This window comes from Paenibacillus sp. FSL H8-0317 (assembly GCF_045040685.1).
Taxonomy (GTDB): domain Bacteria; phylum Bacillota; class Bacilli; order Paenibacillales; family Paenibacillaceae; genus Paenibacillus.
The window spans coordinates 4209787-4222235 of record NZ_CP150294.1; the positions used below are offsets into that span (position 1 = coordinate 4209787).

A 12449-nucleotide genomic window follows, 5' to 3' on the forward strand; every position below is an offset into this window, starting at 1 on the left:
TTGATTTTGCTATAACTTTGTAGCTTTTACATTGCCATTTGAGTCAACAATAACTTTCCAGCGTGTAGAATTAGGTCCGACAAGCACGAGATCGTTGACCACTTGATAGACAATACCATTATTGTCTTTGACCATGTCGATCACTACATTTTTCCCATCCGGAAAAGGGTTCGAACCGAATAAATATCGGCCAGTAGCATTTGCGGATACAATTAACACGTTATCTCTTATTATGTTATTTTCAACAATATGATTTGCGTTATCCAGGTGAACTGCCCACCAGCTCCCATCATATTTCATACGATTTCCCGTAATGACATTGTTGGAGCCACGAACTTTAAGTGTCGTAGTTTTGCCTGAAATTGAATTATTGGTAAACGTAACACTATGATTAACACTGACCATCCGGTCAGAATTTGCTATTTCAAAACCAGGTTGTATAATATTATTCGAAGCAATAACACCATTACCTATATCCATCGCGATTCCTGCGTTAGCAATATAATTTCCTTTTATAATGATATTACCGTCTGCGACAATGCCCCAATGGTTTCCATTGGGAATGATAATATTATCTGATATGATCCCGATGTCCATACCATCAGTTCCTATACTACTTCTTGCTTCAATAGCTGATGTGGAACTTGTTTTGGAAATCGTGTCAATGAGATTGCCTTGAATAACAAAAACATGATTGGGTACACCTCCCGGGTTATATTGTGAAGGAAAGAAAGAAACAGAAATAACAGAACTGTTCCTGATATCATTAAAAACATTCGAAGTAACAAATGCGCCTCTGAAGCCAATAAGCCCTATTCCAAAAGCAGTTCCAATGACGCTGTTGGCATGAATATGCATATTTCTTGACCCAGTTTCGCCACCTTCATTGTTACAGGTTATGCCTCCACCAACTTTGGGTACATTCGTACCCTGTAATCCTGCTGTAAAAGTAGGATAATCACTATCGGTTGATAGCACAGGAGTATGCAAATAATTGTTTGTAATACATACATTCCAAGTCGCTTTAATCAAGATTCCATCTCCAAGGAATCTAAAACAGTCATTTTCACTTATGATCACAAAAGCTAAATTGCTCCTCACGGCGATGGGCTCTTCACCTAAATGATGAAGTTTATTGTTTCTGATAACCACGTTTCGGGATGGACGATCTTGACTACTTGGACCATTAACTCCAATTCCATCAGTAAATTTGCTAATATCATTATTTTGCAAAATAACATTGCTTGAATTCTCTACATGTATTCCTGTTCTTCCTTTACTCCAACCAGCTTGTGTAGTCCGAATTAATGTCAAACCACTCACTTCAATATGGTTACTATCCTCAAATCTCAATCCCTGATCAGAAACCTCAAATATCGCTCCCGGAAGGGCTCTAATGATTACCGATCTTCCAGTAAAAGTATAAAACCATCCTGACTTCACCACTTTATAGTGCCCTGGTGTAAATAACAAAACGTCGCCTTCATTGGCTGAGTCAAAAAAAGCTTTGATCTGAACTGACTGATTACTCCCATCTCCAGGAGCAAAATCCCTTACATTAATCGTATTTCCGGTCGTTAAGGCTTGCACAGATGCGATATTTCCCATCACTTGACTAAACATTTCATTCAATTTTACAGGATCAAATTTTTGGGCACTACTCAATGCCTCCATATGTGGATTGTAAGCGGAGGTGAAATTAATGTGATTGTTCACTTTACCAACTCTCTTTCATTAAGTTTTGAATGAATCACATTTCATCTGCAAAATACAAACGGAAATGTTACTATTCCCCGACATAAGCCTGCAAAACAGCCGCAGTAGAATACTGCGGCTCATTAGAGTGATAATATTTATTCGGACGATGTAGCAATACCACGGTAAATATTCATATACTCATCGGCGGAGACATCCCAGCTATAATCCCCGTTCATTGCATTTTTCACAATCTTCTTCCAGTGTTCTGGCTGTTTGTAGATCTCCTCCGCACGTCGAATGGTATTCATCATGTCATGTGCGTTAAAGCTGGTAAATGAGAAACCATTTCCTTCACCGCTAAACTCATTGTATGCCTGCACAGTATCGTTCAGACCACCTGTTTCTCTTACGAGAGGCACACTGCCGTACCGCAGAGCCAGCAACTGACTAATACCACATGGCTCGAACCTGGATGGCATGAGGAAGATATCACTGCCTGCATAGAACCGACGGGATAACCCATCGTTGAACTTGATCTGGGCAGACATTTTGAGTGGATAACGATTCGCGGCTTCACGGAACCAGTGTTCATAGGACTGCTCCCCTGTTCCAAGTACAGCGAATTGAATGTCATCATAATACAACAATTCATCCAGGATGCGGCAGACCAGATCAAGTCCTTTGGAATCCACAAGCCTTGTGACCATGACCATAAGAGGTGCATCTGGTCGAACAGGCAATCCAAGTTCCTTTTGCAGCTCGATTTTGTTTTCCGTTTTCTTGGACAGACTTGTTCTGTATTTCACCGGGATCTTGGTGTCTGTAGCCGGGTTGTAGCTCTTGGTATCAATGCCATTTACAATCCCACTGAATCGATCTCCAAGTGAACTGAGCAGTCCGTCCAGACCGTATCCGTAATAAGATGTTTTCACTTCCTGTGCGTAAGTTGGACTAACGGTTGTCACATGGTCAGCGTACACAATTCCAGCCTTCAGGAAGTTGACATTACCGTAATACTCGGCACCATCCACGGTGAAATATCGATCGTCCAGCTCCAGGATTTCACTGAATAACTGATGCGGGAATACCCCTTGATACAACAAGTTATGTATGGTGAATACCGTTCGCATATCACTGTAGAATGAATCCTGCCTGTAGTGTGCTTCGAGCAGCAAAGGAATCATCCCTGCATGCCAGTCATGACTGTGCAGCACGTCAGGCTTGAACTCAATCTGTGGCAACACTTCGAGCACTGCACGGTTGAAGAAGGCGAAGCGCTCGCCATCATCCATATATCCGTACACCCCATCACGCCCAAAATAATACTCATTATCCACAAAATACACTGGAATCCCATCATGAACCAGCATTTCTATTCCACAATAAGGTCTCCGCCAGCCAAGAGGCACATCCGTTGTAATTACGGGCTGTAACGCGTCTTTATATTCATCGGGAATCCCCTTGTATTTAGGCATAATCACCCGGACATCTGCCCCGCTCTTCTTCAATGCAAGCGGGAGAGCACCGATTACGTCGGCAAGGCCTCCTGTTTTGATAAATGGATGTACTTCAGCAGCAGCAAATAGAATATTCATGCCTTTGTCCTCCTTTTCGGTTTGAGCATATTACTTTCATTCTTATTCTTCGTTTTTGAACTGACGGAAGTTATACTCGAAGGCGATTCATCCGTTTTCCGACGCGTGTTCTTTTTTAGAATCACGATGCTAAGCGGAGGCAATACCAATTCGAGACTATGCGGATGCCCATGAAAAGGAATCTTTTCGGTAGGCAGTTGCATATCATTAGTAATGCCTGAACCGCCGTAAATGGAATGGTCACTGTTCAGTACTTCGGTATACATACCGGGACGCATGACACCAATCCGGTAACGCTCCCGCTTGACCGGCTGAAAGTTAATGAGCACAAGGAGTGTATCCGCAGGTTTTTTTCCTTTGCGTACGTATGAAATGACACTCTGGTCCTGATCATCCGGAGTGATCCATTCATAACCGTCCAAGGAATGATCAAGCTCCCACAAAGCTTTTTCACTCAAGTACAGGTTAGACAGCTCACGCTCAAACTTATGCAAATTGCGGTGACTGTCATAATCCAGCAAGAACCAGTCCAGTTGATCTTCATCTTTCCATTCGATGAACTGGCCAAAGTCTCCACCCATAAACAACAGCTTTTTCCCTGGGAAAGTCATAAAATAGCCCAGAAAAGCACGCATGCCGGCAAATTTCTGCTCATAGGTTCCTGGCATCTTGTCGAGGAGCGACTTTTTGCCATGAACAACCTCGTCATGTGACAGAGGTAGCACATAATTTTCAGCAAAGGAGTATACGACCGGGAAAGTCAGCAAATGATGTTTGGAAGGACGCTCATGAAAATCAGATTCCATGTAATCAAGCGTATCGTTCATCCAGCCCATGTTCCATTTGTAGTTGAAGCCCAGACCACCTTCATCTACAGGTAAAGTCACCATTGGCCATGCACTGGATTCTTCAGCCATCATCAATGCATAAGGGAAATACTTGAACACCGTCTGATTCAGCTGCTGCAAAAAAGCTACAGCTTCCTTGTTCTCAAGACCACCTTCATCATTGGTACGATATTGACCTGGCTGCTTCTCAAAATCAAGCCGAAGCATACTCGTAACCGCATCAACACGGAGTCCGTCAAAATGATACATCTCCATCCAATATAATGCATTGGAGATCAGAAATGAACGAATCTCAGGTTTCGAGTAGTCAAAGCTAAGAGTACCCCAGCCTGGCTTCTCTGCTAACATCGGGTCTGCATACTCATACAAAGGCGTACCATCAAACATACGCAACCCATGAGCATCTTTGGCAAAATGCGCTGGTACCCAATCCAGCAGAACTCCAATTCCAGCCTGATGTAGTGTATCCACCAGATACATCAGATCTTTGGGCTGTCCGTAACGGCTTGTTGGCGCGTAAAATCCAGTGTTTTGGTATCCCCACGAAAGATCATAAGGATGCTCACTAAGAGGCATCATCTCAACATGTGTATATTTCATTTCCAATAAGTAAGGAACAAGCAAATCAGCCATCTCTCGATAACTGTAGAGGTTTCCGTCTTCTTTGCGCTTCCAGGTTCCCATATGCATTTCATAAATATGTAGGGGTTTATTATACAGCCCGCGTTGTTTGCGTCTCCAGGCTCCATCATTCCATTTGTACCCTTCGATTGAACTGGTGACAGAGGCTGTCTGAGGTCGAACCTCCGCATGAAACGCATAAGGATCGGCTTTGAGCAATTCTGTTCCGTCTTCCGTTAATATACGGAACTTGTATAAAGTTCCTTCACTAATTTCCGGAAAAAAACGACTCCAAAATCCTGATTCGGGTATCTTATATAAAGGTTCCTTTTCACCTTTCCATCCATTACGGTCCAGAGCCAATCCTACTTCTGCGGCATTTGGTGCCCACACGGTAAAGCGATACCCCTGACGGCCATCGCAGATCTCAGGCTGTGCGCCCAAAATTCGATAACTGTGATGAAGGTTACCTTCATGAAATAAATAAATATGCTCCGGCAATATGTCCGGGTGTGCCAACGGTTGAATGGCCAAGAGATCACCTTCTTCTCAAGAAAATAGATATAACAGTAACCATTACCCCATTCTAGCCAAGTTGAAAAGAAAAATGCGGTGTCTTAGAAAATGTTGTCTTTTTTCTGAATTTTTACAGTAACAATCGTTTCATCTGCTCTACTTTGCGTTAATGATGTACTACAATGCACAATATTTTGGGAGGGAAACGATTATGTTTAATAAAGATTGCATCGCTATGCTGTTGGCGGGAGGAGAAGGGAAGCGATTAGCCCCTTTAACCTCAAGTATCGCAAAACCCGCTGTACCGTTTGGCGGGCACTACCGGATCATCGATTTTCCTCTCAGTAACTGCGTAAACTCAGGGATCGATACTGTAGGCGTATTAACGCAGTACCAAGCGGAATCTTTGCATGATCACATTGGTCAAGGCGAACCATGGGGACATGGTAACTCAAGTCAGGCAGGAATTTCCTTACTTCCATCTTATCATACAGGAAATGACGAATACTTGGGAACGGCGGATGCTATTTATAAAAATATTGACTATATTGATCAGCAAAACCCCGAAAATGTTCTAATTTTGTCGGGTGATCATATTTATCATATGAATTATCGCGAGATGTTGGAGGCTCATAAGGCTAATAATGCAGCAGCAACGATTTCAGTAATGGAAGTTCCATGGGATGAAGCACATCGCTTCGGTATTATGGCTGCTGATGAGAATTTACGTGTAACCGAGTTTGCCGAGAAACCGGCTGAACCAAAAAGTAATCTGGCTTCAATGGGCATTTACATGTTCAAATGGGATTATCTGAAACGCCATCTCTTGGAAGATGCTGCTAACCCTGAATCCAGCCATGACTTCGGTAAAGATGTTATTCCTCAAATGTTGAACGAAAATAATCCCCTCTTTGTCTATAACTTTAATGGTTATTGGAAAGACGTAGGTACGGTTAAGAGCCTTTGGGATGCACATATGGATCTGTTACACAACGACGAAGACTGGAGTCTGCAAAAAGAAAACTGGCCGATGTTTACTCGCGACTGGCGCTCCAAGCCAAGTGCTTACAAAGCAAGACATACAAAGATCGAACATGTTACTTCCATGATTCACGATTCTTGTGCAATCGAAGGTCGTTCGGAGCGTTCCGTTATCTTCTGCGGTGCAGAAGTGGGTAAAGGCTCTGAGGTTAAAGACAGTGTCGTTATGCCTAACGCACGCATAGGCCGTGGGGTTCACATCGAACGCGCCATCATCGGTGAAGGGGCAATAATCAAGGACGGTGCAATTGTTAAAGGTACGGCAGATGAAATTGTTGTCGTTGGACCTAATGAGATCGTCTCTGCCAAACCGGCTGTCCGCACGCAACCTGTTCGTTTGAAAGAAGTATATGAGAAAAGTGGGCGCCTGCGCACAGGTGAACTTTCTTCATAAGAATATGCAAAAAAGGTGAGCCTTGAATGGCTCACCTTTTTTGTGTTGATATGGATGTTATAAAGCTTAACATGCTCGAGGGTCAGGTAGAAAAATCTCTTATCTTTTAAAACCTTAAGACTTTTCTATATCCGATTTTGTATCGCTTGCTGTTATCTCATCTGTGACTTCAGCAACACCAGACGCGGTTATAGATTCTTCTGGACCCATCTCCTCAGACACAGCCGGTAACGTAACCGTAACGGTTGTACCAGATCCAAGTTCACTCTGCATCGTGATCGTTCCCTCGTGCAGTTCTACCAGTTCTTGTGTAATTGCAAGACCCAGTCCCGTTCCCCCATTTTGATGATTTACCTGGAAGAAGCGGTCCCGTACTTTGATTAGATGTTCTTCACTAATTCCGATACCGGTGTCCTGAACAGCTGCAATGATCTGACCATTTTCCTCTTTAACGGACAAGAAGATCCAGGAATTCTCATGTGAAAATTTGATCGCATTATCCACAATGTTTAAGAAGACTTGTTTCAGTCTGTTGCCGTCTCCATGGACATTATAAGCACGTGTCTCGTCCGTTTCCAACTTGAGATGGACCTGTTTTTGTTCCGCTTTGGCCCAGACATTCAACATCGTTTCCTGTACAATTTCACGAATGTTGACCGTTCCTTTAACCAGCTTCATCTGATTCTGCTGTAATTTGGAGAAATCCAGCATCTCTTCAACAAGTCCAATCAGTCGTTCGGTTTCCTTGGAAATGATGCCCATACCGATACGGGTCTCTTCCGGATCATAACCGCCTGAGTCCAGTGTCTCGCTCCAGCCCTTAATACTGGTCAGAGGTGTCCTTAATTCATGTGAGATCGAAGAGATAAAATCATCTTTGATCTGATTACTGCGCACAATCTCATGTGCCATGAAGTTAAGTGTTGATGCCAATTCGCCCAGTTCGTGCTTATAATTCCCTTTAACCCTGACATCCAGCCGTCCTCTGGCCATTTGGGCAGATACTGCGGTGATGTTGTTAATTGGACGTACAATGGAATTTGCCATACCAACGCTGATGATCAATACTATAGCAAGCACGCCAACACCGACCGCAGCGGCGAGTAGTCCCATATTCAACAGCTTTGAATTCACATCTTCGAGTGAAGTCAGATATCGAATAACATAAGTATTTTCGCCGCCCAGATCAAACTTGTGTGAAACGGCCATGACGGATTCTCCAGTACCTGGTTGTCTTCCAATCCAGCGTCCCATATCCCCATTCAGAGCCTGCATAATATCACTGGTTTGCAGCACAGCACGGTCAGATTCAAAAGCAGTCGAACTCGCCAATACGCGCCCGTTCAGATCCAAAATTTCCAATTCAGTATTGGACAATGCCAAGTTCACAAGGAGTCTAGATAGATTATTGCCATCCTCCGTAGTATTCTCACGAGCGATTGGCTCGAAAAAGTCCTTTGAATTAGAAATGTGGGTACTAATCGTATTGTAGATACTCTCATAATAATACCTTTGAACTGCCAACATAAATACGAATTCGACCAACAGCAGAGCGAGAAAAACTACAAAGAAATAATGTAGTACGATCTGCCGAGTAATGCCTTTTTTAATCATTGCTCCCGGCCCTTCCATTTGTACCCGTGACCCCATACTGTCTGCAGGTATTCGGGCTCGGAAGGATTGTTCTCAATTTTCTGACGCAGACGACGAATGTTGACATCCACAATTTTTGGATCACCCATGTACTCTTTTCCCCATACATGATCTAACAATACATCGCGGCTGAGCGGTGTATTTTCTTTTTCCAGGAAAAACTGAATCAAGGAAAACTCCGTTGGAGTCAACTCAATGGCTTCATTCTGTTTCTTGAATTGCTTCGAGATCAGATCCAGTGAAAATGGCCCAGACTGGAACGTAACCTTTGCCGCAGTTTCCCGATGCACGTTCACACGGCGTAATAATGACTGAATACGTGCAATCAACTCTGTTGGGCTGAAAGGCTTGCTGACATGATCATCTGCACCAACGGAGAGAGCATACACTTTATCCTGTTCCTGAACTTTCGCGGTCAAAAAGATGATGCCCAGACGTTCATTAGTTTCACGGATGCGTCGACAGACCTCAAATCCATCAATACCAGGTACCATGACATCCAGTAGAGCCAGATCAATATCCGGTACTGTCTGCAGTATGCGGAGCGCTTCATGGCCGTCACCCGCCTCAAGCACTTCGAATCCGTTTCTCTTTAAATTAATCACTATAAAACTGCGGATGGATTCTTCATCCTCAAGAATAAGTACTTTACTCATTAAGTTCTCCCTTTCTATTCAGCTGAGAAGTATTGCTTAGTGCATCTTTACCCGCCTCTGATTGTGCTACTCGTGAAGCAATAACCCGATCTTTGGTACGCGTAATTTCCTTCCAGCTTTTACCCTTCTCCTGCTCCCACTTGGAAAGGGTGAAATATTTGATCTCTGCCACGGTTTCGTCCGTATCAATCATTTTAAATCGAATATATTTTTCCTTCTCCGATTTGGTGTCAATAGTAATCTTACCGTACCATTCTGGTTTGAGATTTAGATGAAATAAATCAGCGTCATCCCGGAATTGGAACGAGACAAATTTCTTGCCTTCTTTACCATCCCATTGGTAATAGGTATAGAACCACAACCTGGAGTCAAAAACATAATGCTCCCAGCCTTTCGGAGTCTCTTTAAGTCCAAACTCAATAATACCATCATTATCGACATCACCGCTTAAAATTTTGTCATCTCTATACGTTTGATCCGGTGATTTAAAAGCATTGACTAACTTGTTATCCTTAACATACATAATTTGCGAGAAGGAACTCCGATCATCCAGCTCAGCATCCAGTACAATGCCCATCTGTCCTTCGGCGATCTCTCCGCCCAGCGCATTATAAACTTCTTTAACGGTATAATCGGTCTGCACCCGATCCACTTCCTTGAAGCTGCCATCTTCGTACTGGTATAACGCAATCGTTGCAAAACCGCTGTTGTTCAGCGAAATGATAACAAAATCACTCTTGCCATCCCCACTTAAATCCAGCGTGTTCCCCTGCGCATTATCAATAATATATTGATTATACGGAACTCCACCCAAGACCTGCTCCAGTGCCCCGCCCTTGTAGGAATATGCAGTCAGGGCCTTCTGCTCCTGCAGACTTACACCAAGAATAATATCCGGATTTCCGTCATTCGTAATATCCAATACTTTAAAGGATTGCAGCTCATTTCCCGGCACATCAAATGTAAGCTTTTTAACCCATGTGCCTCCCTGCTCTTCCAAAATCATGCCATGGATTCGCACATTCTCATTTGGTGTCTCATAAAAAACAATCGCTTCCCGAGTTCCATCCCCATTCAGGTCTTCTACTCGAATCATACTGGTGTTATTCATATCCTTGGGACGAATCAACGTGCTCTCTGGCGGCAGTTTAACCTGAACCACGTTGTACAGTTTCTCCTTATCAGTGGACATCATTGGTTTTCTCATCAAACCTTTGGGGTCACTTATGACTGTGCATCCGCTTAGAACAGAACCAAGCATGATCGCCATTGTTCCTGCTGCTACAAAGCGTCCCCACCGTGAATTAAACAATCTCATCACTCTTTTCAATAGTTTAAATCTGGTTTTTTTCTTGCTGTGTCAATCTCCGTCCACGAATATCAAAAGCAATCTTGCCGTCTGCCAATCCCCAGATTCGCGTGGCATGTTTCTCAGCAAGTTCAATAGGCAATACTGCAATGACTGTTGCACGTTCTTCTTCACATAATTTGCGCAGCGTTTCCAGCACCGAATCTGCTGTGTGCGGGTCAAGACCAATCACTGGTTCATCAGCCAAAACCACTTTGGCACCATGAGCAAGTGCTCTTGCAATGGCAACACGCTGCTTCTCGCCACCACTGAGCTTCTCTGCTATTTGATGTGCTTTATCAAGTAATCCCAATCCTTCGAGATAATCCATAGCACCCATATAATCATCTGAACGTACCATACCGGTTACCATTCTCCATACAGGAGTCTGACCCGATCGTCCGATTAATACATTTTTAAGAGCCGTACGTCTGGGAAATAGTTCTGGATTCTGTTCCAAGTATGCCCATTCCCGTTTGATTTTCCGTTTTCCGGACCAGCCTTCTTTCAAAATCTCGGCGCCATCCACCGTAAACCGGCCGGAATCCCATTTCTCCATCATAGCCAGACATTTGAGCAGCATGCTTTTACCGCTACCGCTTGAACCAACTACAGCTATCATCTCACCTTGTTGCATATCAAATCGAATATCCCGTAGAACGGGAACGCGGTCCACGCCAACGGATTTACTCAAGTTCTCTACTCTGATCATCGCGATGTCTCCTCTTGTCCATGTTTTTCCCTACCACTAGTGTACTCGGAAATGGACATCAATTTCCATGCGAACACCAGCTTCTATTTTAACACAGATTCGAACTCCGGTTTACGACGAAATAATATACCTGCCACGCCAAAAAGAAGATACATGATTCCGAGCAAGGTGAACATGCTTCCGGGTGAAATCCAGTTGATCATCTGACCACCCAGATTCGGTCCAATAATACTTCCAATCGTGAAATGAAAGGAAGCCACAACGTTGGCTGCAGGCAGCAACACTTTAGGCAAAATATCTGCGGCATAGGCCAGGCCCAGCGAAAAAAAGGAACCGACCAGGCCACCTGCGATTGTTAACAATACAAGCGTCCACCAGAAATGCGTACCTGCGACGGGAACCAGCATGAAGATGATCCCCCCACTGATTCCCGCAAACATCAATATCTTTTTACGCCCATACCGGTCACTCAGCATCCCCAGAGGCAATTGAAGGAACAAACCTCCAATCCCAATAAAGGGAAGCAACGACGAAATCTGATCGGTGTCGAACCCAATACGCAGGCCATACACGGGGAAGTTACTATTCATGCCGGCCTCCATATATCCGTATAGAAGAGCAGGTAACAGTGCGTACCAAGCCCATGCCAGACTACGACGGAAGCGCCGTTCAGGAAGCTGGCCATGCTCTGCTTTTTCCGGCTTTGTATTCGGAAGCTTCATTAATACCAGTATAAGTACTGCTGCCATACATACGAACAATACCCAGAAAGGGACAGCATCACCAAAGCCAAGCAGCTTAATTCCCAGCGGACCAATACTGAATCCCAGCCCGTAGGACATGCCATATAGCGATATGTAGCGCCCACGTTTCTCAGGTGCCGTAACAAGCAGTACCCAGAGCTGAGCCGCATAGTGAAGTGCGCTGTCTCCTATTCCAACGATCAGACGCAATATGAACCATATTTTAATATCTGGTAAATACGGAAATAGTATTAAAGGGACCATGACTAATATCAGGCCACCCACAATCAGCTTTTTGAACCCGAATGCACCTAGTAGTCGCTCCGCAACGAGAGTCATGGCAAAAGAGCCAACGTACAACGCGGCGGCGTTTAATCCGTTCAAACCTGGTGAAACCCCTTTTTGCTCCAAAAAAATCGAAAGCACAGGCAGCAAAAGCCCCTGACTAATTCCAGCTACCACAATAACCGTAATCAAAATCAGATAGTTGGCTGTCGAGTGTGATAGTTTGGGGCGAGTAATCGATGACACGAATTCATTCCTCCTGCGAGCACACAAAGAAAAATCGCCATCGCTGACGACTTTCGTATGGTATACATATGGTTTTGAACTGCTATTCATAGT

At 44.0% G+C, this 12449-nt stretch carries 9 protein-coding genes; 1 reads left to right on the top strand and 8 read right to left on the bottom strand.

All coding sequences use genetic code 11. The annotated features are described in order from the left end of the window. Positions 1-9: 9 nt before the first annotated feature. The 3 genes from MHB43_RS18705 to glgB form a co-directional block, all read right to left on the bottom strand. Positions 10-1716 (bottom strand): right-handed parallel beta-helix repeat-containing protein, encoded by a 1707-nt coding sequence (locus MHB43_RS18705; RefSeq protein ID WP_405117697.1) that lies wholly within the window; start codon positions 1714-1716, stop codon positions 10-12. A gap of 137 nt (positions 1717-1853) precedes the next feature. After that, entirely contained in the window at positions 1854-3293 is a 1440-nt protein-coding gene (glgA, locus tag MHB43_RS18710; protein ID WP_405117698.1) for a glycogen synthase GlgA, read from the bottom strand. Then, positions 3290-5296, bottom strand: coding sequence for a 1,4-alpha-glucan branching protein GlgB (gene glgB / locus MHB43_RS18715; RefSeq protein WP_405117699.1), 2007 nt, complete (start codon positions 5294-5296; stop codon positions 3290-3292). Before glgB ends, glgA begins: the two co-directional genes overlap by 4 nt. 193 nt (positions 5297-5489) lie before the next feature. Here glgB and MHB43_RS18720 point away from each other — a divergent pair, with 193 nt between their 5' ends. Further along, complete coding sequence (locus MHB43_RS18720) at positions 5490-6713, top strand: glucose-1-phosphate adenylyltransferase (protein ID WP_339177094.1); 1224 nt, start codon at positions 5490-5492, stop codon at positions 6711-6713. Between the two features lie 114 nt (positions 6714-6827). On the opposite strand, the gene MHB43_RS18725 is transcribed toward MHB43_RS18720, so the two are convergent. The 5 genes from MHB43_RS18725 to MHB43_RS18745 form a co-directional block, all read right to left on the bottom strand. Next, positions 6828-8327 (bottom strand): HAMP domain-containing sensor histidine kinase, encoded by a 1500-nt coding sequence (locus tag MHB43_RS18725; protein WP_339177097.1) that lies wholly within the window; start codon positions 8325-8327, stop codon positions 6828-6830. Further along, positions 8324-9022: a response regulator transcription factor gene (locus MHB43_RS18730; protein ID WP_017688086.1), complete on the bottom strand. Its 699-nt coding sequence runs from the start codon at positions 9020-9022 to the stop codon at positions 8324-8326. The genes MHB43_RS18725 and MHB43_RS18730 overlap by 4 nt, the downstream gene beginning before the upstream one ends. Next, a complete protein-coding gene (locus tag MHB43_RS18735) occupies positions 9015-10334 on the bottom strand; it encodes a hypothetical protein (RefSeq protein WP_221821621.1) in 1320 nt (439 codons plus the stop codon). The genes MHB43_RS18730 and MHB43_RS18735 overlap by 8 nt, the downstream gene beginning before the upstream one ends. A gap of 22 nt (positions 10335-10356) precedes the next feature. Beyond that, positions 10357-11082 carry a phosphonate ABC transporter ATP-binding protein gene (locus MHB43_RS18740; protein ID WP_091020744.1) on the bottom strand — a complete coding sequence of 242 codons (726 nt, stop codon included), beginning with the start codon at positions 11080-11082 and terminating at the stop codon, positions 10357-10359. A gap of 83 nt (positions 11083-11165) precedes the next feature. Beyond that, the gene (locus MHB43_RS18745) at positions 11166-12356 is read right to left on the bottom strand and encodes an MFS transporter (RefSeq protein ID WP_339177102.1); all 1191 of its coding nucleotides are present in this window, start codon (positions 12354-12356) and stop codon (positions 11166-11168) included. Between the last annotated feature and the right edge of the window lie 93 nt (positions 12357-12449).

Excerpts from the sequence above, each read along its gene's own strand:
- glgA (WP_405117698.1), bottom strand. The coding sequence starts at position 3,293 with ATGAATATTCTATTTGCTGCTGCTGAAGTACATCCATTTATCAAAACA.
- MHB43_RS18720 (WP_339177094.1), top strand. The coding sequence starts at position 5,490 with ATGTTTAATAAAGATTGCATCGCTATGCTGTTGGCGGGAGGAGAAGGG.
- MHB43_RS18725 (WP_339177097.1), bottom strand. The coding sequence starts at position 8,327 with ATGATTAAAAAAGGCATTACTCGGCAGATCGTACTACATTATTTCTTT.
- MHB43_RS18730 (WP_017688086.1), bottom strand. The coding sequence starts at position 9,022 with ATGAGTAAAGTACTTATTCTTGAGGATGAAGAATCCATCCGCAGTTTT.
- MHB43_RS18740 (WP_091020744.1), bottom strand. The coding sequence starts at position 11,082 with ATGATCAGAGTAGAGAACTTGAGTAAATCCGTTGGCGTGGACCGCGTT.